This window comes from Bradyrhizobium canariense (assembly GCF_900105125.1).
GTDB lineage: Bacteria > Pseudomonadota > Alphaproteobacteria > Rhizobiales > Xanthobacteraceae > Bradyrhizobium > Bradyrhizobium canariense_A.
This window is the reverse complement of sequence record NZ_LT629750.1, coordinates 2514780-2538216: the sequence shown is the minus strand read 5'-3', so window position 1 is coordinate 2538216 and position 23437 is coordinate 2514780. Positions and strand designations below refer to the sequence as shown.

Genomic DNA, 23437 nt, shown 5'->3' with positions numbered 1-23437 from the left:
GCATTGGCGCTTTTGGGCCTCGTTCCCCGGCATCCATATAGCGCAGTTATCTTTCCAGGTAATTGAGAATTGTGGCGTAATTGCCCTTGTTGCACCGCAGCAATCCGAGGGATTAAGCTTCGTGTCTTCTTGCATTGGACGAAAATATGCGGCGAGAGCGTCACTTAGCCGCCACTTGGGTCGGGTGGATTGAGTTTAGACAGGAACTTCGGCAGCAATTGCCGGTTGGCGATGCACACAATATGACGGTATCGTGGCGTTGGCGGCGACACGCGTTTCGGACGCGGCAAGGGTGATTTCGATGATAATTGTGCTGTTGATCGCCGGGATTGCCTTCTTATTGGCTGGTCTAGCGGGGATCGCCCTCGGAATTCCGGTTAAGGAATTCAGTTTTGGCAATACGCTGATTCTCGCCGGTGTGATTTCGGCTTGCACCGGCATCGTCACGCTTTGCCTGTCGGTGGTCGTCCGGGAACTGCAGGCGATCGGGGTGCGGCTCGGATCCGACGTCACGGCGACACAGCGGGCCATGTTCCCGACGCCGTTACCGGCCGCAAACGCGCTGCGCGACAAGGCCCCCGAAAATGCCGGTTTTCCGTTCAGCCGCGACCAGGCGGGCGCGGCAAGGGCCGGCGATGCGGAACCGACTGCGGCATCGCCGCCTCCCTGGCACGAGGAAACCGCGGTGCGCGACCGTGTGCGCAACGAGGCGCCACCACTGCCGGAGCCGGCGACCGAGGCACTTTCCCTGAGGCAACGGCGTAATCTCTTGTTTTCGTCGACATCGCGAAAGGAACGCGAGCGCGTTGAAGGGCGAATAAACGATCCGGCAGAGGCCGATTCTCATCCTGCATCGGGTGCCGGACCTTCGAAATCGAGCGAGGTTTCGTCCGCCACATTCGAAGACGCCTGGCCGCAATCTGAACGCGGGCGGGCCGCTGATGCGCCACCCCAATGGCGTGGTGGCCGCACACCGTCCACGTTTACCGAGGCAGGCGGTGCACCCGGAACAGGTCGTCAGGCGCCGACCGCGGGAAACGAGGAACAGTCGGGCGTGGCCGTTCTCAAATCGGGCGTCGTCGATGGAATGGCTTATTCGCTGTATTCCGATGGATCGATCGAGGCGCAGATGCCCGAGGGCATGATGCGGTTCGCCTCAATCGACGAACTGCGCGCGCATCTCGACCAGCGTTCGTAAGCGGTTCTACTTCCGGCGACCTTGCCTTAAAAATAAAACATTGTTGTTCTTGTCAGTTGAGCAACAATTCGCTCATATTCGGCAAGTAGTCGACGATTCCACAAGCGTATTGGCGCTGCGGGATACTGTTCGATCCGCAGGTTTCGCCTCGTGCATCAGATCGTCGAAAGGTTCATGCCATGACCGACGCCGCCGGCAAAAGCTTCATCGACCTGACCGCGAATATCGTTTCTGCCTATCTGAGCAACAACCCGACGCCGGCGTCTGAGATTCCGGCGCTCATCAGCCAGATCCACGCAGCGTTGCAGCGGGTCTCGACCGGCCGGACCGAAACACCGCTGGAACCCGCCAAGCCTGCGGTTTCCGTGAAGAAGTCTATGACTCCGGATTATTTGGTGTGTCTGGAGGACGGCAAACGCTTCAAATCGCTGAAGCGCCATCTGCGCACGCAATACAACATGACGCCGGAGCAATACCGGGACAAATGGGGGCTTCCGGCCGATTACCCCATGGTCGCGCCGAATTATGCCGTGGCGCGTTCGCAGCTCGCCAAAAAGATGGGACTGGGCCAGCAGCGGCCGCGGCGGAAATAACCAGGGCTTTCTGCCGCCGTTTTCAGGAGACGGCGGCGAGCGCCTCGCGCGCATCGGAGCGAATGCGCTCGACCATGGCGCGCAGCCCATTGGAGCGCTGCGGCGTCAGGTGCTCGCGAAAACCGAATTCGTCGAACACCGCAATCGCGTCGGTGGCAAGAATCTGCTGCGGCGTGTGGCCGGAATAGAGCGTCAGCAGGATAGCGATCAGTCCACGCACGATATGCGCGTCGCTGTCGCCGAGGTAATTCAGCCTGGGCTTGCCGGTGTCGCTGCGGTCGAGCTGCTTGGAGAGCCAGACCTGGCTGGCGCAGCCCTGCACCTTGTTGGCCGAGGAATGCTCCGCGTCGGGCATTGGATCGAGCGTGCGGCCGAGCTCGATGACGTACCGATAGCGGTCGTCCCAGTCGTCCAGCAGTGCGAAATTGTCCCTGATTTCGTCGATCGTCATCGTGTTCCGCGTCCAATCCTGAAAGCCTTATATAGGATTGCAGGCGGTCGAAAGCGATATTGCGACACCAAAATGAAGGCAGTTCGGACCCGATTCACCCTCATGGGACGGTCGGGGCGCGCCATTCCGCCATCAGGTCGTCCGGCTTCAGTGTGTCGCGCGACGCTGTATTCATGAGCGAAGGATCCGCACCGTCGACGCCGCCGATCGAGCCGGTGCGGTCAGACGGACGCTTGTCGGTGATGATCCGGTACAGCTTGCGTGCGCCGTCCTCGGCGCGGTGGCCGATCACGGTCGCGGCCTGGCCGCCAACTTCGCAGGCCGCCGGTTGGCGCTTGCAAAATTGAGTCATATCCGACACGGCAGCGGTCGCAGCCTGCACGGCTTCCGACGCGCCGATCTGCGGCAGCTTTTCCGTTTCAGGTGTTTTCTCTCTTGGCAGCAGCACGAGCACCAGCCCGAGCCAGAACGCCATGCGGAGCAGAAAAAACATCTCGCGACCCTAGCCGTCTCTGTTTGATCTTGTTGCGATACCTCGCAACTGTTGCGGTTGATTTCGCGCAATCAGTCCCTGACTACCAGCCGTCGATAAATCGCAAGTGTTTGCATTGAACTTAATTCGCCGAAAATCTGCGAAAAACATCACTGATTTGATTCGGTGTAAATTTTCGATTGATGCCGGCTTTCGCGCGAAAAGCATCGCGCTTGGCGCATCCACCATTTCGAAACCATAAGTCACCCGTTCTGGAAACCTGACGTTCACCATCCGGATCGAATGAACGAACTGATGGTGCGCGAAAACGCCGCGAAAATAACCTCTTCGGCCGCCGGCCCGACGCGCCTTAGCGTTCGCTTAATGTCGCTCTGACACGGTGGGGCAACGATAAAGGGGGCGTTCCGGCGCGTCTTTTTGACGAACAAGCCGAAGCGCGAGAGCCGTGAACGTTTTGAATATGATCCGAGATTGTCTCGATGCGCTATTGCACCCCTCGGCGCGCTATGACGTGCTGACACGCGCGCGCCATCGCGCCTTTATCGCGCCGCGGCTGCTCGGAAGCCTTGTGGCCCTTGCGGCGTTTCCGATCTATCTTGCGATGCGCGGCGCGCCTTCCGCGCTCGAGGTCATCGCATTCGCATGGCTGATTGCCCCGATCCTGCTGTCGTGGTTCCTGTCGCGCACCGGCCATTACGAGGGCGCGAATCTGCTGTCCTCGGTGGCGCTGGCAGGTCTCATCATGACTGTCGCCACCAGCACCGGCGGCATTGAATCCTTTGCCGCGATCTGGCTTGTCGTCGTTCCCCTGGAGGCCGCCCTTTCGGCATCGCGCCGCGTGGTCGCGTTCGCATCCGCGCTGGCGCTCTCGTGCGTCGTGCTTCTGATCGTTCTCGGAAATCTCGACATGCTGCCGGCACCGCATTTGAGCGCGAGCCTGCGCGGCATTTGCACGGCGTTCGGAGCCGTGTCGGCGACGCTTTATGCCGCAGGTCTCGCGTTCGGCGCGGAGTCGCTGGCGCGCACCAGCGTGTCACTGCTTTATGTCGAAGAGGATCGATATCGGCTGCTGGCGCGCAACATGAGCGATGTGATTTCGCGCCACCATCGCAACGGTGCGGTGCAGTTCATCTCGCCCGTGGCGGAGACGATGCTGGGAGCACCGGTGCCGCGGCTGTTGGGGCATGGCCTGTTCGACCGCGTCCATGTTGCCGATCGGCCGGCCTATCTTACCGCGCTTTCGGACGCCGCGCGCGGCGGCGAAGAGCGCAGCGTTGAATTTCGTCTCAGGCGGGATGCGCCACGTGGCGGCGAACGGAGCCAGAATCATTCGGCCGATTTCATCTGGGTCGAAATGCGCTGCCGGCCGCTCGAGCGGACGTCTGAAACCACGTCGTCTGAATCCGAAGTTGTGGCCGTGATGCGCGACGTCACCGACCGCAAGATTCAGGAACAGGCGCTCGATCTGGCGCGCACCGCCGCCGAACAGGCTGACGCGTCCAAGAGCCGTTTTCTCGCCACCATGAGCCACGAGCTGCGCACGCCGCTCAATGCCATCATCGGCTTCTCCGAGATGATCGTTCAGGAAGACGCGCTGATGCTGGATGCGGCGCGCCGCAAGGAATATGCCCAGCTGATCAATGATTCCGGCCAGCATCTGCTATCGGTGGTCAACGGCATTCTCGACATGTCCAAGATGGAGTCGGGGAGTTTCGAGATCTCGCCGGAGCCGTTCGCGCCGCGCGCCCCGCTGCTTAATTGCTGCAATCTGCTGGCGCTCAAGGCGCGGGAAAACGGCATCGATCTCGTCACCCGCGCGCCCGAGGATCTGCCGGACATGATCGGCGATCCGCGCGCGTTCAAGCAGATCATTCTGAACCTCGTGTCCAACGCCATCAAGTTCACCGAGCGCGGCGGCAACGTGACCGTTTCCGCTGCCGTCGACGGATCGCGGCTGATGCTTCGCGTCAGCGATACCGGCGTCGGTATCGCCGACGACGACCTCAAGCGGGTTGGCAATCCCTTCTTCCAGGCGGGCAAAACCTACCAGCGGCGTCACGAAGGCACCGGCTTGGGACTTTCGATTGTCAAAAACCTGGTCGGACTGCATGCCGGCGAGATGACCGTGCAGAGCAAGCTCGACGAGGGGACGACCATAACCGTAGCGTTGCCGCTGGTGTTCACGCCACCGGAGCAGCTATTATCGAGCAATATCGCAACGCTCACGCCGGCGTTGCGATCGGTAAAGCCGGACCAACCCCTTCAGGTGAAGAAAAGTGCCTAGACGAATTGCCGATGATGACGAGACACCGCGTCGGCGCCGCCGCCGTAGCGCCGCCGCGATTGCGGCTGAAGCGGAAGCCGAACGCGGCCTCGCGATGCGGATATTGCTGCATAGCCCGAAAGACATGGTTGCTGGCGCGCTTGCTTTCGCCGCGGTCACCGCCATCATCTCCAACGCGCTGTTCCTTCAGGCAGGACCGCATCCGTCGCCGATGTTCGGCTCGGTCGTGGTGATGCCGGCGGCAGCGCCGTCTGTTAGCCCATTGCCACGCCCGCGGCCGGCGGAACTCGCTCCGCCAGAGCCAAAAGCCATTGAGCCCAAACCCTCGGACGTGAAGCCCCAGGACTTCAAGGCCCCGGACATGAAAGCCTCGGATCTGAAGCCTTCAGATCCGTTGGCGAGCCTGGTCAAAGCGACGACGGGTTCAACGCCTGTCTCGGCCCCAAATGTCTTGCGGCCGCCTGCACCGATTCCGGTGTCTCACAGCGAAAGCGGCCTCAGCCCGGGCGGCTCGCGCAAGGTGGCGGCGGTGCAGCGTGCGCTCACGGAATTCGGCTACGGCCAGCTGAAGCCGACTGGTACCATCGGATCGGAGACACAGGCGGCGATTGCGAAATTCGAACGCGAGCGCAAGATTCCGGTGAGCGGGCAGATGTCCGAGCGTCTCGTGCGCGAACTGTCCGCGATGATTGGCCACCCGATAGATTAGTGCCGGCCCAAGATTGGTATCGACCAAGGACTTTCGGGCCCGTCACACCAGAGCCTTTTCGGTTCTGATTGAATCAGGACCGAGGTCTGATCTTTGATTTGACGCGTTCACTCGATTTGGTGTCGACCCCCGCAACAAATGGGAGTGGCGGGCTTTCGCGCGAAAACGCTATAGCCCCGACTCCGGCGCTGGCCTATCGTCAATCCCATGCGTTTAAAATCAGCTATATGGGTGGCCGCCTATCTGCGCCGCTGCCAGATCGAGGGGATCTTCGGTGCCGTGCGCCGGCGCGGTGCGGAAGAGGCCGGTGCGGTGTTCGTCAAGGTCGCGCTGCTCGATGGCAATGCGATGCTGTATGCGCCAGCGCCGCAGACGGTCTATGATGAGAGCCGGCCGGTCGAGCGCATCTTCGCTCCGACATCGCCGCAGCCGGTGCCGGAGGCCTCGATAGAGGAGCGTCTCACCAAGGAAATCCGGTTCGATCCGGACGTCTGGATCGTTGAGACCGAGGATCGGGCAGGGCGGCATTTCCTTGATCTGGCACGGGCTTAAGCTGCAATGCTTGGGCTTTAGTTCGGTGCGTTGTCTTGGCACTTGTCTTGGCATGTTGTTTTGACGCGAACCGGGACCCATCGCGCTTTCAGCGCCCGGATCTTTTCCAGTTGCTGCCGACAATGACATCTGCGCCGGGCGGTTGCGTCACGACGCGCGCTTGGGCGGGCGCCGCGCGCACGCGATGGCGTTCGTCGTCGTAAAGCTGGGGCCGGTACTTGGCGCGGGTGACGGCCATCATCGAGCCGCGCCACGCCGCCAGCATGATCAGCGCCGCCCGCTCGCTCAACCGGTCGTACAGGCGCGACAGACGGTAGACGTCGGTCACTGACGAGCCGAACTCGGGCTTGAGAAACAGCAGCACGCGTTGAAATACCGCGCTCGGCATATCCAGCGCCTTGGCCGCGCAGGCCAGCGGTTCGCCGCCGGGATCGTCGATCACCTGGGCTGCGATCCGCGCCGGCAATATCAGGGCCTCGCCGAGCTCCAGCGTGAAGTTCTCGGTGTCGGCCGCGAATGCCGCCATTTCCAGCGTCTCGATGGCGCGCGCCGCGCGTGCGGCCGGTATCCGGGCCGAAGCCTTCAGCGGTGTCAGCGGAAGGTTGTGCAGGATCAAAGCGCGCTCGCTGGCGCTGGCACCGAAAAACATGTCGCTGATCTCTGCGGCGTCCTTTGGCTGCATCGACAAATTCGACGCTATCCGCAATTGCGCCTCGCTCGGTGGCTTGACGGCTACGGCTGCTGGCGGCTGCTCCGCAATCTCGGAGGCGGCCGGCACGCGCCGATCGGGACCGGCGGGTTTCAACCCCAGTTTCTTCATGACTTCGAGCGGCGTGCCCGGATAGATCGCAAGGCGCGCCCGGACGGCCGCGCGCGTCGCGTCGTCGACCTGATCGATCAGGCGCGAGGTGAGTTCGATGAACTGCCGCGCCTCTTCCTCGCTATGCGCGCGAGCTTGAACATAGAGATCAGTCAGCACCCGCAGCAAAGTCGGGCGAATATCGACGCCCTCCCGGCGCGAAAGCGTCATCAGTCCGTCAAAACCCGGAAACAATGGAGGTGTGGTCATGTCTGAGGTACGCGACTGAGTAATATTCACCTCAAATTATGCCGGTTGCTTTAACAGCTCGTTAAGGAAAACAACCCGTGAAAAGTTACCCAGTGTGCTTTTCATCACTTACGGCCAGTGCTGCGCGTGATCCGATGGTGCAGGCCGGCAACAGCGAATTAAGAAGCCGTTAACCACGTCCTGTTCTTAATGACGACCAGTCGCCGGCCAAATCATGTCACTGCGGCGATCAGAGAGAAATTGAGATGGGCACCATCATTGAATTTCCGGCGGATGCGGCTTTGCGGCGCCAGGGCTCAACCATGGATGGCATTCCACGCAAAGCCTCGGGCACCCTGGGTACCGTCTTGATCCTTCCTGTCATCCGCATCGAACGCGAGCCCGAAGAAACCAGCGGCGGTCGCGGACCCGAACAGGGGACGGCTCCCCGCCGCCGTCGACGTCGGCGCTGAAACAGCGGACATTTGGATATGCCGGAGACGCGTTTTCCGATCCGGACAGGTGGGCGGGCTCAGATCCCGTCGCCGCTGCTGATACTGGCCCTGTTGAGTCTGGCGCTCGGCGGCTGCAGCGGCGGTGATTTCGGCCGCACCCGCGAGGATTTCCGCAACGACGACATGCACCGGTGGATGGGCGGCGAGGTGACGGGAAGCGTCGGCCTGCAATCCTCTCAATTCCAGCTCACCGACGCCGAGCGGCAGCTTCGCGATCTGGCTTACCCGCTGATCGAGCCGCCGCATTCCCGGCCGGCCTGGAAGAGCGTGTTCGGTGACTACAAGCCGATTGCCTCGCCATGGCGGCAGGGCGTGCCGGCATTCGATCGCACCGCCTATGGGCGGGCGCTGATCGACGAGCCGCACCGCTCGGATTCTTCGCGTTATGCGCAACTGATCGACGATGTGCGCGACGACATCACACGCTTCGAGCCATTCTACGCGACCGCAATCCGCGTGCTCGATCTCGATAGGAAGCGTAACGCCAGCCTCGCGCATGTCTCCGAATTGTCACCTCGCGAGCGCGCCGACGCGGTCGCCCGCATGGAAGAGAACACCCTGATCGTGCAATGGGTGCAGCAATGCCTGGAGCGGAGAGTCTCGTCCTACCGCTGGGCACTGGAGCGACTGGTGATTCAGGCGCCCGACAACATAGCGGCCGACGCCGATCGATTGATCAACGAGCTTGCCGCGCAAACCGCAAATCCACCGGTCGCGGTGCAACCGGTGATCGGACATGTCGTGAGCGTGCGCGGTTAGAATCCGGTCCTACCGGGTTAAATCAGATTCCAACGTTATCTTTTTGTTGGAGCGTGATCTTTTCGGAAAACAGGTTGTTTTTTCCGGATCATTCAGAGGCCCGACGACGGATTGATCAGCGCCTGGCCCGGGGCGGATCGGCCTGCTTCGCCACCTGCGGTTCGGTTTGCACCTTGCAGCTCGAGGCGGCGAGGGCTGCCTGCGCCTGCGGCATCAGGCCTGGCTCCGGCGCCAGCGCCTTCAACACGATCAAGCCGGTGGCGCTCGGAGAATCGATGATCAGCCGGTCGGCGGCGGTCACGTCCTCATCTTCAGGTAAATCGGCGTGCTGGGCTTCGGTCATCAGGTCGAGCTCGATCACCTTACGTCCCGCCGACCGGTCGTTGATCGCGTAATAGGCGACATCGCTGCGGGTATAGAACGACACCGACGTATAGGCCTGACTGACGGGAACGGCGAGTTTGATCGGGCCGCCCGACAGATCGTAACGGCAAACCGCGGTCGCGAAGGCCGGATCCAGATATGGCATCAGGAGGTTGCCGGGATCGGCCACTGGCAGGGGAGTGACCGTATTGAGCTTCGTCAACGGCGCAAGACGCGAATAGGCATCCTCGCTGGCGATACGGGGCAATGCCAGCACGCTGACAAGATGGACGACGCCGCCCAGCAGCACGCCGGCAATAATCGTGAACAGCACGCGGATCACGGGCACCCCACGGTCGAAATCTGCGGCATCGGCGCATCGCGCGGCGTCCGTGTCGCTACGCCCACCGGTGTGTCGTAAAGTCGCAACATCAGCGCGTAGCGCTCGATGCCGCCGGTCGGCAGCCAATTTCCGGCACGCGACCTCGACGCTACCCGGATCTCGAAGGTGCCGTCGGCGCCGCGGATGATCTCCTCGCTGGTGAAGCCGTAGCGCTGCAGTGAGTTCGCGACCAGATGTCCTTTCAGGTCATAGATCGTCAGGGTCCAGAACCGCGCAGCCGGCGTCACGCCGCTGACGACCACGTCGCAGCGGCCATCGAGCGGCCGCTTGCGATCGTCCGTCGTCGCGGAAAATGCCACGCCGTCGCCGGTGCCGATCGGCAATTCGCCGCTGCGGGCGATGGTGGCGCGTGAATACGGATCGACGTCGGCGGTGCCGGTCTTGGGACGGGCCGTCCAGGCGCCGATCTTGAGCGTACCGAGATCGGTGCCCCGCGTCGCCGTCATCCAGGTTGCGCCCAGCCCGATGGCCGTGGCGAGGATCAGCGCCAGCAAGGTGATGAAGATCAGCCGCACGTCAGTTCTTACGCGGGAAGGGCGCAGGCCCGCCGTCTGGGGCCGCCGCCGCGAAGCTTTCCGGAACTGCGAGCGAGCTGGACGACACCGGCTTGGCGGATTGCGGTGGATCGCTGGACGTGGTTTTGCCGACAGTCTTGCCGGCATCGTCCAGCATCTTTTCCACCTGCACCAGGATATCCGCACCGCGCTTGGTCAGGACTGGCGGCGGTCCGGGCTTGATGTCCAGAACCTTCGGCGCGCCATTGGCCGCAACGGTCGCTTCGGAGGCAGGCGGAGTCGGCAGTTTCGTGCCCATTCCCACGCCCGCAAGTTCCTTGACCTCGACGCCCTGATGCGCCGCGACCATGATGTCGTGCCAGGTCTGCGCCGGCAGCGCGCCGCCGGTCATGCGGTTGGTGGGCGAATAATCGTCATTGCCGTACCAGACCGCGCAAGTGAAGTTGCCGGTATATCCGACGAACCATGCGTCACGGTAAGCGTTGGTGGTGCCGGTCTTGCCGGCGGTCGGAATGCCATCGAGCGCGGCGCGGCGCGCGGTGCCTTCACTGACAACATGGCTCATCATGCCCGCCATGTCGGCGGCGACCGATGCCGGAATGGCTTGCGTCGGCTTCGGTCCGTCGCGGTCGTAACGCCAGACCAGATCGCCGGAGCCGGTGCGGACTTCCAGCACCGCATGCGGCGTGACCGCTTTGCCCCTGTTGGGGAATGTCGCGTAGGCAACGGCATGTTCGATTACCGTGACCTCGTCGGCGCCGATCGGCAGCGACGGCGTATCCGGCAGCGGCGCCTTGATGCCGAAGCGGCGCGCGACTTCGACGATCTTGGCGCGACCGGCTTTCGGTCCGGCTTTGCCGCCAAGCGCGATCGACAGTTTTACGGGCACGACGTTGATAGAGTGGGTGATCGCCTGCGTCAGCGTCACCGCGCCAGAATAAGAGTGACCGTAATTCTGCGGGCACCAATTGCCGATGCAGACCGGGCCGTCGATTACGATCGAACTCGGTTTGAAGCCGTTCAATAGCGCGGTGGTGTAGACATATGGCTTGAACGACGAGCCTGGCTGGCGATAGGCATCGGTCGCACGATTAAACTGGCTGGCGCCATAGTCGCGTCCGCCGACCATCGCGCGGATGCCGCCGTCGAGGTCAGCCACCACGGTCGCGGCCTGCGTCGCGTGATAATCGCGCCCGAACTGGCGCAGCTCGTTTTCGATGGTCTCTTCCGCGGCGTGCTGCACGTTCATGTCGATCGCGGTGCGGACCACGAACACGCGCTCGTTGTAGGATTTCGGGAAAGTATCGACCAGCTTGCGCATCTCGTCGAACGCGTAGTCGAGATAATAGTTCGGCGAATTTTCTTCGCGGCGGTCGACTGCGGTCGCCGGATTGCGCCGTGCGCCGAACACCTGGCCTTCGGTCATGAAGCCGGCGTCGACCAGATTGTCCAGGACCTGGTTGGCGCGGGCGCGAGCGGCCGGCAGGTTGATGTGGGGGGCGTATTTGGTGGGCGCCTTGAACAGTCCGGCGAGCATCGCGGCTTCCGCCAGAGTGACGTCGCGCACCGACTTGTTGAAATAGAAATGCGCTGCGCCGTCGACCCCGAACGTGCCGCCGCCCATATAGGCGCGGTCGAGATAGAGCTTCAGGATTTCGTTCTTGGTGAGCCGCGTCTCCAGCCAGATCGCGAGAAAGGCCTCGTTGATCTTGCGCTCGATGGTGCGCTCGTTGCTCAGGAATAGGTTCTTGGCAAGCTGCTGGGTGATCGATGAACCGCCCTGACGGACGCCACCGGCCTGCGCATTGGTCACCAGCGCCCGAGCCGTGCCGGCGACGTCGATGCCGAAATGATCGTAAAAGCGGCGGTCTTCGGTCGCGAGCGTCGCCTTGATCAGATTGTCCGGAAAGTCCTCGAGCGGAATCGAGTCGTTGTGCTTGATGCCGCGGCTGCCGATCGGATTGCCGTAGCGATCGAGAAACGTCACCGCGAGATCGGATTTTTTCAGCCAGTCCTCATCGGCGGTCTCGCGAAAGGCCGGCACCGCCAGTGCCAGCAGCAGGATCAGGCCGGCAAGTCCGATGGTGGCCGCTTCCGACAGCGGTTCGATGAACACCCAGCGCTTCCAGCGGCCGACATAAAAGCGGTCCATGAACGTCGAATACCGTTCATAGAGTTCGCGTAAACCTTTGCCCGACGAGAACAGGGTCGAGTCGATGCGCGCATCGAGATCCAGCATCCAATGCTGGATCTTTCTCCTCCATTGCGATGGTACGATCTTGCGCACCGAGGCCCTTGGTCAGTTCGAAAGCGCTCGAGTACCCGGCTGGGCACGGTCGAAACGTCTTGCGTGAAGGTTGCGGCAAACCCAAGGCGCATTTGCACCCTTGGGGACTCAGTCGATTTTGTAGCCGAGCGGCGACCATAAACCAATGGCGCTGCTAGTATATTGATCGGCAGGGCTAACGTAGTGGTTAGCACGGCGCCTGGCCTGTTGCGGGGCGCCAGATCACCCTACTTGCCTGATTACCGCTGCAGCCCCTAGATGGGGACAACCCCTTACAGTCGGAACCTTTGCGCCGCATGACCGCAGCTTTCAAGCCACCCTCGGATCAAGAGGGATTCTTTTGGAAAACCAAGACGTTGGAAGAAATGTCCAACGCCGAATGGGAAAGCCTGTGCGACGGCTGCGCGCGCTGCTGTCTTGAAAAGCTAGAGGACGAGGATACCGGCAAAATCTATTTCACCCATGTTTCCTGCAAGCTTTTGGATGCGGGCCTATGTGCCTGCAAAGATTACACGAACCGGTCGGACCAGGTTCCCGATTGCGTGCGGCTCACCCCGGAAAACGTCCGCACCCTGAACTGGCTGCCGCCGAGCTGCGGCTACAAGCTGGTGGCGGAGGGCCGCGATCTCTATTGGTGGCATCCGCTGGTTTCGGGCGATCCCAATACCGTGCATGAGGCTGGTGTTTCGGTGCGCGGGCGGGTGCAGGGCACCGAGAACGAGATCGCGGACGCCGATCTCGAAGATCACATCGTGCAATGGCCGGCGCTGTTGCCGAAGCGGGCGCGGCTGAAAAAGCGGCCACGCTCCTGAACGGCCCGCGCTGTTCGATCACGCGATTGCGACTGGCTCTTCGCGGGACGCACCCATGCGCGTAACCCGCTGCCGCAGCTGCGTCTTGCAGATTAAATTGCCAGGAGACAGAGCGATTCCAACCGGCCCGCCGTTGCGCATCAGATAAACCCAAATCGATATGAACAAATACGAACGGCAGGGCCCTCAATCGGCCAGCCACCAGACATTGCCTGACGCCGTCGCGCTCGAATTGTCACAAATGCCGACGGAAGTTCTCGATCTCAGCGATGCGCCGCCGCTGGCGCCAAGAGCGCCGCTGACGCAGAGCGAAGTCCGCACCATCCTGATGAGCCTGCTGTTGTCGATGTTCCTGGCCGCTCTCGACCAGACCATCGTGGCAACCGCATTGCCGACCATCGGCCGCCAGTTCCAGGACGTCTCCAACCTGTCATGGGTGATTACGGCCTATCTGTTGGCTTCCACCGCGGTCGCGCCGGTATTCGGCACCCTCAGCGACATCTATGGCCGCCGCGGCATGATCATCGCTGCCCTTGGCCTGTTCGTCTCGGGCTCGATCCTGTGCGCGGTGGCGCCGAACATGACAGTCTTGATCCTGGCGCGCGGGCTGCAGGGGCTCGGTGGCGGCGGCATTATGCCGATCGTGCAGACGGTGATTTCGGACGTCGTGACGCCGCGCGAGCGCGGACAATACCAAGCTTATTTCAGCGGCGTCTGGATGGCCGCGGGAATCGGCGGCCCGGTCCTGGGCGGCTTCTTCGCCGAACATCTGCACTGGTCGATGATTTTCTGGATCAACGTGCCGCTGGGGCTGATCGCGCTGGCGACGCTGCTGCCGAAGATGGGGAAAATCCCCGTATTTCACCGCAAACGCAAGGTCGACTGGCTCGGCGGCGTGCTGTTGATGGCGTCCGCCGTCGTGATCATGCTGGTGCTGACCTGGGGCGGTAACCGTTATCTCTGGCTGTCGCCGACCATCATCGCCATGGTCGGTGCGTCCATTGCGCTGACGTTCGCCTTTGTCTGGCATGCCGGCACTGCCGAAGAGCCTTTTCTGCCGCTGTCGCTGATGGGCGGAACGGTCGCGCCTTACGCGATGGCGGCCGGCGGCTGCGGGTTCGGCGCGATGCTGGGGCTGACCGTGCATCTGCCGCTGTATTACGAGGTGGTCTACCATCTCAGCGCCAGCCAAGCCGGACTGGCGCTGATTCCGCTGGCCGCCGTGTCGACCGGGGGCGCTGCGATCGCCGGCCGGACGATGGCGCGCGCGAAGCATTATAAGCTGGTGGCCATCATCGGCACGTCATGCGCGGCGTTGCTGGGATTGGCGCTGGCGCTGACGACGCTGCAATTGTGGGCTCTGTTGCTGCTACTGTCCGTATTTGCACTTGGCCTCGGCACCGTGTTCCCGGTCAGTGTGGTTGCGTTGCAGAATGCGGTGGTGCGGTCCCAGGTCGGCACCGTGACAGGCGCGATGAATTTCTTCCGTGCGCTGATGGCTTCTTTCATGGTGGCGGCGTTCAGCGCCATCCTGCTGATGGCACTCGGCTCCGACATTTCGCTTGGCGGCGGCGAGCAGCACGGCCCAATCAATTCGATCGCCGCGGCCGACATGATCGCGGCATTCCGTTACGTGTTCGGCGCGGCCGCAGCGCTGCTGGCATGCGCCGCGCTGTGCATGATCGCGATGGAAGAGAAGCCGTTGGCCGGCCCCGTCAAGCCGACGGCGATGGTAGAGTAGGGCGCCGCTGCGGGCTGCGCCCTATTCCCTCACGATCCCGGATCGGGATTCAGGTCCCCGGCCTTGAAACCTCGGTCTCCTTGGATGTGATGAATTCGAGCAGCACCGGGATGCCTTCCTTCGTCTTTTGAATGCCGCGCTGGATCGCCGGGATGATGTCTTCCGGTTTTGTCACCCGTTCGCCGTAGCCGCCGAAGGCGCGCGCCATCGCGGCATAGTCGCCGGAAATGTCGGTCGAACGGTACTTCTCGGTCGATACCGGCATCACCTTCAGCTCGATCGCCATGCTGAAATTATTCAGCAGGATCGACATGATCGGAATCCGCTCGCGCACGGCAGTCTCGAAATCCATGCCGGTGAAGCCGATCGCGGCGTCACCCCAGACATTGATGCAGAGCTTGTCGGGCTTTGCGAGCTTGGCGCCCATCGCCAGGCCAAGTCCGTAACCGAGCTGGGTGGTCTTGCCCCAGCCGATATAGGACAGCGGTTCGACCGCCTTCCAGAATGGCGAGAGCTGGTCGCGGGGGCTGCCGGCGTCGTGGGTGATGATGGTGTTCTTGATGTCGACCGTGTGCTGCAAATCCCAGAGAACGCGATAGGGATTGAGCGGCGCGTCATTGTGGGTCAGCTTCGGCATCCATTTCGCCAGCCATTCCTTGTGCGACGTGGCAATCTCGGCGGCGACGGCGCTGGCATCGCGATCCGCTGTGACGGTCTTGCCGATTTCTTCCAATAGCGCGTCGAGCACCAGTCCGGCGTCGCCGACGAGTCCGATCTTGGCCTCGACATCCTTGTTGAGATGCGCGGGATCGACCGTCGAATGGATAATGGTCTTGCCCTTCGGCATGGCGATGCCGAACGAGGTTTCGGTGAAAGAGCAGCCGATACCGAAAATCACGTCGGCCTCGCCCAGGAATTTCGGCACCGCGCGCGGTACGGCGAGGCCGCCTGATCCAAGCGAAAGCGGATGCGTTTCAGGGAATGAAGATTTGCCGCCAAGGCTCGTCGTCACGGGGATGGCGAGCCGTTCGGCCAGCCGCTTCAGCTGCGGCCAGGCTTTGGCGTAGTGCACGCCCTGGCCGGCATAGATCACCGGCCGTTTGGCGTTGATCAGGAGTGCGGCGGCTTCTTTCACATGCACGGGATCGGCGCCATAGCGCGTGCGCAGCACCGGCGTGTAGTTCAGCGGCTCCGGCACTTCCTCGTTCCACATATCGGACGGGATTTCGACAATGACCGGGCCACCGCGGCCGTTTTTCAGCTTGGTGAAGGCGCGGCGGAAGATATTGCCGACTTCGGCGGCGAGGATGATCGGCTCGGACGACTTCGAAAAGGCCTTCATCGCCTGGCTGGAATTGAAGTTCGGCTCGATATTCGAAATCCGCCTCGCATAGCCCATCGGCAGCACCAGCACCGGCACGGATTCGCCGTAACATTGTGCGACGCCGCCCATCGCGTTTTCGGCACCGGGGCCATGCTGCATGCAGAAGGCGCCGATGGTGCGCCCGGACGTCACCCGGGAGATCGCGTCCGCCATGTGGAGACCGATACGCTCCTGCCGCACCATCACGGGCCGGATATCGGCGCTAGCGGCGTGCTCGATGATATGATTGACCGGATAGCCGCAGAGAATCTCGATCCCCTCGCGTTTCATGATTTCTGCGATGGCGGTGCCGAGTTTCATGCCGATTCCTCCCCTGAACTGGCCGATGTCGAGCCCGGCCTGTGATGGACAGTTGGAACAGGAATCGACCGATGGGTAAAGCGTGCGCGCCTGTCTGCAGGGAAGCTCTGCTATCTCGTTTTGCATCCAGACCCGCCGGATCCGACGTCGCCATCCGCCGTCCGGTCACAAAATTCGACGTCGGCCTTAACCGCCCATTCAGCGTGTTCGTCAACGGGCTGGCAACCAGTCCAACCTAAGTTCAACCCAAAGAAGTGGGAGTAGCGAAGTCCCGTGGAGCGTCAGCAGGAGTTTTGGATGCGCCAATTATTTTCGAGGTTCCTGAGCGATCAATCCGGCGCTACCGCCATCGAATATTGCCTGATCGCGTGCGGCATTGCTTTTGCGATCATCGCCACCGTTCAGGGCATCGGTCCTCAGCTCAACACCAAATTCACATCGATCAATAATTCCCTGAAGTAATTTGGGGCCGGCTATTCACCCCAGGTGGATATCGACCGCGGTCACATTTATTTCCCGTCGCCGTTCAACGCCCGCAGCATTGCAATCCGCGCGAACATCAGCCAGCCGCCGCCGATCTCGGCAGCGTTGATCAGATTCTCGACCGCGATCTGCCAACGCTCCTGCTGCTGAACCGCCTCCGGCAATTTCATGATGTAATCGGCGGCGTGCTGCAGCGTTACAAGCTTGCCGCCGCCGCGCGGGCGTATCGGATCATCGAACGGCGTCGACCACGGCATCTCAGGCCAGGTGCCCTGCCGGCTGCAATTTTGGCAAGTTGTGCTTTTCCGAGACGATCACGACTGTCGCGAGCACTGTTGCACTTATCCCGCCTCCTCATTGCAATTGCCGAAGTTTAGCACTCGCATTTCGTACCACCCCAGCGCTGCACCACCATTAGGGCGAGCGCCTCGTAGCCCGACGCAAGCCATAGCATGTCAGTACCTGCGGCCAAATAGCACGCCGTCGCGACTCTCGCGAGGTTTCAAAGGCAACACAACGCGACCTATCCGATCCTGCCGTGTGGAATGCCGGAAGCCGGGAGAGTAGCTGCGATCGGTGGCATTTGACGCTGAACGGCGCTACCATTTTTTCGCAGAGGTCCCGGAATCCCTCGACTGCGATCGGACCTGCCAAGGTTAAGCGACTTCACGCGTTAGCGGGAGGATACCTTTGACCGGCGAACACTTGGTGCGACGACTTACAGCCATATTCGCCGCCGATGTCGCCGGTTACAGCCGTTTGACGGGCGTGGACGAAGAGGGCACGCACGTCCGGCTGAAGGAACACCTCCGGGTCCTGGTTGATCCAAAGGTCGCCGCCTATCGCGGACGCATCGTCAAGAATACCGGCGATGGGTTTCTCGCCGAGTTCAATAGCGTTGTGGACGCGATGCGCTGTGCGGTCGATGTTCAGCGCGGCATGGCTGAACGCAATTCAGACCTCCGCCCGGATAATCGAATTGAGTTCAGGATAGGCATCAATGTCGGTGATATTATCGAAGATGGCGGGGACATATTCGGCGACGGGGTCAACGTAGCGGCACGCCTCGAAGCTATTGCGGAGCCCGGCGGCATTTGTGTCTCGGATGATGCCTACCGACAACTCCGCGATAAGCTCGATATTGTGTTTGATGATGGCGGCGAGCAGAACCTCAAGAACATCGGACGCGCGGTCCGCGTTTTCAGAGTGAGGGATCATGGTGTGGCCGCAAGCCCAAGACCTGCCTTGGCACTCCCGGACAAACCCTCGATTGCCGTGCTGCCTTTCCAGAACCTCAGCGCCGACCCGGAGCAGGAGTATTTCGCCGATGGCGTCGTGGAGGATATCACGATGGCGCTGTCGCTCTTTCGCTGGCTGTTTGTGATCGCACGTAATTCGAGTTTTACCTACAAAGGCCGGGCCGTGGACGTGAAGCAGGTCGGCCGCGAGCTTGGCGTGCGCTACGTACTCGAAGGCAGCGTGCGGAAGGCCGGAAGCCGTATTCGCATCTCGGGTCAGCTTATCGATGCCGAAACCGGAGCACATCTCTGGGCGGGCCGATTTGATGGTGCGCTCGAAGATATCTTCGATCTACAGGACCATGTAACTTCCAGCGTCGTGGGTGCCATCGCGCCGAAGCTGCAGCGTGAGGAAATCAAGCGGGCCAGGCGCAAACCAACCGAAAATCTGGATGCATATGACTATTACCTGCGTGGACTGGCGAGCGCGCGTCGGTGGACCAAGGATGCGAACGCCGAGGCGCTCCAGCTCTTTTGCAAGGCGATCGAACTCGACCCTGGTCTGGCCTGCGCATATGGCATGGCCGCGTGGTGCTGCGTGCGGAGCAAGGCGCTTGGCTGGACGAACGAGCGCGGTCAGGAAAGCGCGGAGGGTGTGCGGATGGCCCGGAAAGCGGTGCATCTGGGTGGCGAAGACCCTGTTGCGCTGTGTATGGGTGGATATGCACTCGCCTTTGTAGCCCAGGAGTTCGACGACGCCGTTGCTTTCATGGATCGGGGACTGGCGGTCAATCCCAACACAGCGCAAGCTTGGACGCTTAGTGCCTGGTTGAGGGTTTGGAGAGGTGAGCCAGACCTCGCACTTGAGCACGTTACACGTGCCATGCGCTTGAGCCCGCTCGATCCGAACATGTTCGGCATGCAGGGAGGCATGGCGTATGCTCATTTTCTCGCAGGTCGCTATGACATGGCGTCGTCGTGCGCCGAAAAGGCAACCCGCGACAATCCGGCTTTCCTGCTGGCAATATGCATTTCCGCAGCCAGCAATGCGCTCGCCGGGCGGCTAGAGCCAGCACAAAGAGCCATGTCACGGGCGCTCGAATGTGATCCCAATTTGCGCGCCTCCAATCTGAGAGATTTAGCACCATTTCGTCGGGCGGAGGACTTCACCACGTTCGCCGAGGGTCTCCGCAAAGCGGGTCTTCCTGAATGATTGCGAGTTCGCTGGTGTTGGGTTAGCGCAGCGAATCTGCGTAGCACGCCGATCCTCGGCTTGGGTTCATCCGTTCAGTTTAATGACGCCCGCGACTTCCCTAATCCCCTATGGAGGTGCGCGTTGACCGTCTTCTGCCAAGCGGTGCCTGAATGCCAAGCAATGCGCGCCGCACGTCGGTACGGAGCAAACTTAGCCGGCCTTTTTTGATCGGGCGGCCGGCGCGCGCACCGGCTTCTCGGCCTTCTTCGGCTCCGCCTTCGACGTTTCCTTGACGGCGCGTTTGCCGCCACCGCTGATCGGCAGCAGCATCTCGCGCTGGCCGGCGGCGGCCTTCTTCGGCTTCTTGCCCTTGGCCGCAGGAGGCGCCGGTTTCTCGCTGGTCAAGCTGCGCTTGAGCGCGTCCATCAGATTGATGACGTTACCGCCAGTTTTCGGAGCAGGCTTCGCGGTGGCCTTGATGCCGTTGCGCTTTTGGTTGATCAGGTCGATCAGTGCGGATTCGTAGCGATCCTCGAATTCCTCGGGCTCGAATGAGCCGGATTTCTGTTCGACGATATGCTTGGCCAGATCCAGCATATCCTTGGTGACCTTGACGTCCTGGATGTCGTCGAAATATTCCTTTTCGCCGCGCACCTCGTAGGGGTAGCGCAGCAGCGTACCCATCAGACCCTTGTCGAGCGGTTCCAGCGCGATGATGTGCTCGCGGTTGGTCAGCACCACACGGCCGATCGCGACCTTGTTCATGCTGCGAATGGTTTCGCGGATCACGGCAAAGGCGTCATGACCGACCTTGCCGTCGGGCACGAGATAATAGGGGCGGATCAGATAGCGGTTGTCGATATCGGATTTGGGAACGAATTCGTCGATCTCGATGGTGCGGGTCGATTCCAGGGCAATGTCGTCGAGCTCGTCCTTCGACACCTCGATATAGGTGTCGGTATCGATCTTATAGCCCTTCATGATGTCGTCGGCGGCGACTTCCTCGCCGGTGTCGGCATCGACCTTGGCATATTTGATGCGATGGCCGGTCTTGCGGTTGATCTGGTTGAAGCTGACCTTTTCGGTATCCGACGTCGCCGGGTAAAGGGCAACCGGGCAGGTCACAAGCGAAAGGCGCAGGAAGCCTTTCCAATTGGCGCGGGGGGCCATGGGATACTCCAAAACGCAACAGACGACCCTGCATCCTACCACCGGGGAACCCGGTTTTGAACATGCGGGGCAAGGGAATCTCTTAACGGCGTTAACCGCACCGGTGCCCGGTTGGTTGCAAGAGAGGCGTTAATTGACCTCAGCCCCGATCGCCCAGGCCTCCGAGATCGCCCGCCAACAGGGCGGAACATCGTCGGAGATCAGGCGTTGCTTCTACCTCTCGCCGGAAGGCATTCGCGACACTCAGGAAATCGAGGGCAACCATGGCACCCAGACGGCACGATCAGATGGTCGAAACTCCGACCGAAGCGCGTCAGGCCGAACCGGGCCCGTCGGTGCTCTCTCTCCTTGCGGTCTCGACCGGCCTGGCGGTGTTGATCCTCGGCGTGGTCTGGTTCGCGTTCTTTCGTACCTGAGCGGGATTGATGGCCGGCGGCGCACATGCTTCATGATCCGGTGATCGCGCGCGGACCAAAATCGCGCGTGTCATAACGCGTCAAAATTTCCAGGTCACGATTTCCAGGTCATGATGGCCATGCATGTTGGGTGTTTGCGCCGACGCTGAACCCGTGAAGCGATCCGCGCGACAACTGGCTGGAGCGCTGAAGCGGCCGTGCCGAAATTATGGTTGTGAAGAAAAAGTAACATTGCGATATGTATTTGTTCATTGCCTGTTCACGCCAGTGAGCCTTTTCTTGATGGCAGATACTGCTCAATTTACATTCGGAGACCAGCTTGCGCCTGCTCGTCGTTGAAGATGATCCCGATCTCAATCGTCAGCTGACCACGGCACTCAGCGACGCCGGCTACGTGGTCGATCGTGCCTTCGATGGCGAGGAGGGGCATTTTCTCGGCGACAGCGAACCCTACGATGCCGTCGTGCTCGATATCGGCCTGCCCAAGATGGACGGCATCTCGGTGCTGGAGTCCTGGCGCCGCAACGGCCGTGTGATGCCGGTCCTGATCCTCACCGCGCGCGATCGCTGGAGCGACAAGGTGCAGGGCTTTGACGCCGGCGCCGACGATTATGTCGCCAAGCCGTTTCATCTCGAAGAAATCCTGGCCCGGATTCGCGCGCTGCTGCGCCGCTCCACCGGCCACGCCCAGAGTGAATTGACCTGCGGACCGGTCTCGCTGGATACCCGCACCGGCCGGGTCAGCGTGTCCGGCAATCCGATCAAGATGACCTCGCACGAGTATCGGCTATTGGCCTACCTCATGCACCACACCGGGCGCGTGGTGTCGCGCACTGAACTAGTCGAGCACCTTTACGACCAGGACTTCGATCGCGACTCCAACACCATCGAGGTTTTTGTCGGCCGCATCCGTAAAAAGCTCGACGTCGATATCATCCAGACCGTGCGGGGGCTTGGCTATTTGCTGACGCCGCCATCGCCTGGTGTCTGATAAAGGTATTGATCAAGCGCCAAGCTTAAGCTCTTGTTCGAGCTTGATCTTGTCAAAAGCCGGCAGCCATCCAACGGGTCGTGGGCCGAGGACATGCCTTTCGGGATGATGCTCTGATGCGCGGCAGCTCGCTTGCCACCCGGCTGTTCCTGTCGGCAACCGCGTGGGTGGTGGTGATCCTGGTCATCACCGGCTTCATCCTGTCGTCGGTCTATCGCGACGCAACCGAGCGCGCTTTCGACCGCCGCCTCAACCTCTATCTCCGCAATCTGGTCGCCGAAGTCGCCACGCCGGACGAGCCGCCCGACCACCAATTCCAGTCGCTCGGCGAACCCTTGTTCGAGCTGCCGCTGTCCGGCTGGTATTGGCAGATCACCCGCACCGACACCGAAAAGGGCGAAACGCGGGTGTCGCGTTCGCTGTGGGACAAGAAACTGCCAAAGCTCGACGAGCACGGCGCCGATTTGACCGCGGCCGGCGTCCGCCTCGGTTATGTCGACGGTCCCGAGGGCCAGAACCTGCGCTTGGTGGAACGGCCGGTCGATTTAGGGGCTGACGGCAAGTATCTCGTCAGCGTGGCCGGCGACGCCACCGAGATTTTCGACGAGACGCGCAGTTTCGATTATTACCTCGGCGGTACGTTCGTGGCGCTGTCGATCGTGCTGCTGCTGACCACGATCTTCCAGGTCCGCTTCGGACTCGCGCCGCTGAAGCGCATTTCGGACTCGATCGCCGATATTCGCTCCGGCCGCGCCGAGCGGCTGGAGGGCGAATTTCCGGTCGAAATCGCCCCGCTGGCGCGTGAGACCAATGCGCTGATCGATGCCAACCGGGAAATCGTCGAGCGCTCGCGCACCCATGTCGGCAATCTCGCGCACGCCATCAAGACGCCGCTGTCGGTGATCGTCAACGAGGCTTCCGCCCATGGCGCCGATCCGTTCGCGACCAAGGTCCTCGAGCAGGCCGACGTGATGCGCGATCAGGTGGCGCATCATCTGGAGCGGGCGCGGATTGCTGCTCGTGTCACCATCATCGGCACGGTCACCGAGGTAGCGCCCACGATCGAGGCGCTGCGCCGGACCATGGAGAAGATCCATCGCGATCGCGGCGTCGTGATCGAGGTCGAGGGTGATGCGCAGGCGAAGTTTCGCGGCGAGCGGCAAGACCTCGAGGAGATGGTGGGCAACCTCGTCGACAATGCCTGCAAATGGGCGGCCTCGCGGGTGTTCATCGAGGTGCGGGTGGAGCGGCCGGTCGGGCCGGGCGCGGCCCCGATATTGCGGATCACGGTCGACGATGACGGGCGTGGGCTTTCGGCGCCCGAACGCGCGCAGGCCTCGCGTCGCGGCCAGCGGCTGGACGAGTCGAAGCCGGGTTCGGGGCTCGGACTGTCGATCGTCGTCGACCTCGCGGCGCTCTATGGCGGCGGTTTTTCGCTCGGCAACGCCCCGATCGGCGGATTGCGGGCCGAGCTGACGCTGCCGGGGGTATGAGCGCCATTCCGCGATCGCGGAAAGGCATCCGGGCACTGTTCCTA

At 61.8% G+C, this 23437-nt stretch carries 23 protein-coding genes; 14 read left to right on the top strand and 9 right to left on the bottom strand.

Features of this window, described 5'->3' with window-relative positions:
- The first annotated feature begins 301 nt into the window (after nt 1–301).
- Together BLV09_RS12225 and BLV09_RS12220 are read left to right on the top strand one after the other, a co-directional pair.
- Entirely contained in the window at nt 302–1198 is an 897-nt protein-coding gene (locus tag BLV09_RS12225) for a hypothetical protein (protein ID WP_146687468.1), read from the top strand.
- A 179-nt stretch (nt 1199–1377) separates the two neighbouring features.
- On the top strand, nt 1378–1791 hold the full coding sequence (locus tag BLV09_RS12220) for a MucR family transcriptional regulator (RefSeq protein ID WP_100380807.1): 414 nt from the start codon (nt 1378–1380) through the stop codon (nt 1789–1791).
- A 22-nt stretch (nt 1792–1813) separates the two neighbouring features.
- Here BLV09_RS12220 and BLV09_RS12215 read toward each other — a convergent pair whose 3' ends face one another.
- Together BLV09_RS12215 and BLV09_RS12210 are read right to left on the bottom strand one after the other, a co-directional pair.
- Nucleotides 1814–2242: a SufE family protein gene (locus BLV09_RS12215; protein WP_146687467.1), complete on the bottom strand. Its 429-nt coding sequence runs from the start codon at nt 2240–2242 to the stop codon at nt 1814–1816.
- Nucleotides 2243–2342: 100 nt separating this feature from the next.
- Nucleotides 2343–2735 carry a DUF5330 domain-containing protein gene (locus BLV09_RS12210; protein WP_146687466.1) on the bottom strand — a complete coding sequence of 131 codons (393 nt, stop codon included), beginning with the start codon at nt 2733–2735 and terminating at the stop codon, nt 2343–2345.
- Between the two features lie 460 nt (nt 2736–3195).
- Here BLV09_RS12210 and BLV09_RS12205 point away from each other — a divergent pair, with 460 nt between their 5' ends.
- From BLV09_RS12205 to BLV09_RS12195, 3 genes are all read left to right on the top strand, one after another.
- Nucleotides 3196–5019, top strand: coding sequence for an ATP-binding protein (locus BLV09_RS12205; protein ID WP_146691086.1), 1824 nt, complete (start codon nt 3196–3198; stop codon nt 5017–5019).
- Nucleotides 5012–5728 (top strand): peptidoglycan-binding domain-containing protein, encoded by a 717-nt coding sequence (locus BLV09_RS12200; protein ID WP_167558708.1) that lies wholly within the window; start codon nt 5012–5014, stop codon nt 5726–5728. The genes BLV09_RS12205 and BLV09_RS12200 overlap by 8 nt, the downstream gene beginning before the upstream one ends.
- Before the next feature lie 207 nt (nt 5729–5935).
- Nucleotides 5936–6280, top strand: coding sequence for a DUF1491 family protein (locus tag BLV09_RS12195; protein WP_146687465.1), 345 nt, complete (start codon nt 5936–5938; stop codon nt 6278–6280).
- 88 nt (nt 6281–6368) lie between these two features.
- On the opposite strand, the gene BLV09_RS12190 is transcribed toward BLV09_RS12195, so the two are convergent.
- Complete coding sequence (locus BLV09_RS12190; RefSeq protein ID WP_244549058.1) at nt 6369–7349, bottom strand: DUF2336 domain-containing protein; 981 nt, start codon at nt 7347–7349, stop codon at nt 6369–6371.
- 245 nt (nt 7350–7594) lie between these two features.
- Between BLV09_RS12190 and BLV09_RS12185 the strand changes: the two genes are divergently transcribed.
- Both BLV09_RS12185 and BLV09_RS12180 read left to right on the top strand, forming a co-directional pair.
- A complete protein-coding gene (locus BLV09_RS12185; RefSeq protein ID WP_100380812.1) occupies nt 7595–7801 on the top strand; it encodes a hypothetical protein in 207 nt (68 codons plus the stop codon).
- An 18-nt stretch (nt 7802–7819) separates the two neighbouring features.
- On the top strand, nt 7820–8602 hold the full coding sequence (locus BLV09_RS12180) for a hypothetical protein (RefSeq protein ID WP_146687464.1): 783 nt from the start codon (nt 7820–7822) through the stop codon (nt 8600–8602).
- Between the two features lie 115 nt (nt 8603–8717).
- On the opposite strand, the gene BLV09_RS12175 is transcribed toward BLV09_RS12180, so the two are convergent.
- The 3 genes from BLV09_RS12175 to BLV09_RS12165 are packed head-to-tail and all read right to left on the bottom strand — an operon-like array spanning nt 8718 to nt 12170.
- Nucleotides 8718–9308 carry a DUF1254 domain-containing protein gene (locus tag BLV09_RS12175; protein ID WP_100386743.1) on the bottom strand — a complete coding sequence of 197 codons (591 nt, stop codon included), beginning with the start codon at nt 9306–9308 and terminating at the stop codon, nt 8718–8720.
- Nucleotides 9305–9883 carry a DUF1214 domain-containing protein gene (locus BLV09_RS12170; protein ID WP_100380814.1) on the bottom strand — a complete coding sequence of 193 codons (579 nt, stop codon included), beginning with the start codon at nt 9881–9883 and terminating at the stop codon, nt 9305–9307. The genes BLV09_RS12175 and BLV09_RS12170 overlap by 4 nt, the downstream gene beginning before the upstream one ends.
- A gap of 1 nt (nt 9884) precedes the next feature.
- Complete coding sequence (locus BLV09_RS12165; RefSeq protein WP_100380815.1) at nt 9885–12170, bottom strand: transglycosylase domain-containing protein; 2286 nt, start codon at nt 12168–12170, stop codon at nt 9885–9887.
- Nucleotides 12171–12466: 296 nt separating this feature from the next.
- Between BLV09_RS12165 and BLV09_RS12160 the strand changes: the two genes are divergently transcribed.
- Nucleotides 12467–12982, top strand: a complete 516-nt coding sequence (locus BLV09_RS12160; RefSeq protein ID WP_100380816.1) for a YcgN family cysteine cluster protein — start codon at nt 12467–12469, stop codon at nt 12980–12982.
- Between the two features lie 160 nt (nt 12983–13142).
- On the top strand, nt 13143–14723 hold the full coding sequence (locus BLV09_RS12155) for an MDR family MFS transporter (protein WP_146687463.1): 1581 nt from the start codon (nt 13143–13145) through the stop codon (nt 14721–14723).
- A 49-nt stretch (nt 14724–14772) separates the two neighbouring features.
- Here the strand turns inward: BLV09_RS12155 and BLV09_RS12150 are convergent, their stop codons facing one another.
- On the bottom strand, nt 14773–16407 hold the full coding sequence (locus BLV09_RS12150; RefSeq protein ID WP_146687462.1) for a thiamine pyrophosphate-requiring protein: 1635 nt from the start codon (nt 16405–16407) through the stop codon (nt 14773–14775).
- A 297-nt stretch (nt 16408–16704) separates the two neighbouring features.
- Between BLV09_RS12150 and BLV09_RS12145 the strand changes: the two genes are divergently transcribed.
- Nucleotides 16705–16869: a Flp family type IVb pilin gene (locus BLV09_RS12145; RefSeq protein WP_100386744.1), complete on the top strand. Its 165-nt coding sequence runs from the start codon at nt 16705–16707 to the stop codon at nt 16867–16869.
- A gap of 47 nt (nt 16870–16916) precedes the next feature.
- On the opposite strand, the gene BLV09_RS12140 is transcribed toward BLV09_RS12145, so the two are convergent.
- Nucleotides 16917–17147, bottom strand: a complete 231-nt coding sequence (locus BLV09_RS12140; RefSeq protein ID WP_100380819.1) for a hypothetical protein — start codon at nt 17145–17147, stop codon at nt 16917–16919.
- Nucleotides 17148–17580: 433 nt separating this feature from the next.
- Here BLV09_RS12140 and BLV09_RS12135 point away from each other — a divergent pair, with 433 nt between their 5' ends.
- A complete protein-coding gene (locus BLV09_RS12135) occupies nt 17581–19341 on the top strand; it encodes an adenylate/guanylate cyclase domain-containing protein (RefSeq protein WP_244549057.1) in 1761 nt (586 codons plus the stop codon).
- Nucleotides 19342–19533: 192 nt separating this feature from the next.
- Here the strand turns inward: BLV09_RS12135 and BLV09_RS12130 are convergent, their stop codons facing one another.
- Nucleotides 19534–20493: a Ku protein gene (locus tag BLV09_RS12130; RefSeq protein ID WP_146687461.1), complete on the bottom strand. Its 960-nt coding sequence runs from the start codon at nt 20491–20493 to the stop codon at nt 19534–19536.
- Nucleotides 20494–20756: 263 nt separating this feature from the next.
- Between BLV09_RS12130 and BLV09_RS37220 the strand changes: the two genes are divergently transcribed.
- The 3 genes from BLV09_RS37220 to BLV09_RS12120 all read left to right on the top strand — a co-directional run bounded on the left by BLV09_RS37220 (nt 20757) and on the right by BLV09_RS12120 (nt 23393).
- The gene (locus BLV09_RS37220) at nt 20757–20909 is read left to right on the top strand and encodes a hypothetical protein (protein ID WP_167558707.1); all 153 of its coding nucleotides are present in this window, start codon (nt 20757–20759) and stop codon (nt 20907–20909) included.
- 319 nt (nt 20910–21228) lie between these two features.
- Nucleotides 21229–21900: a response regulator transcription factor gene (locus BLV09_RS12125; protein ID WP_100380821.1), complete on the top strand. Its 672-nt coding sequence runs from the start codon at nt 21229–21231 to the stop codon at nt 21898–21900.
- Nucleotides 21901–22016: 116 nt separating this feature from the next.
- Complete coding sequence (locus BLV09_RS12120) at nt 22017–23393, top strand: sensor histidine kinase (RefSeq protein WP_146687460.1); 1377 nt, start codon at nt 22017–22019, stop codon at nt 23391–23393.
- The last annotated feature ends 44 nt before the right edge of the window (nt 23394–23437 follow it).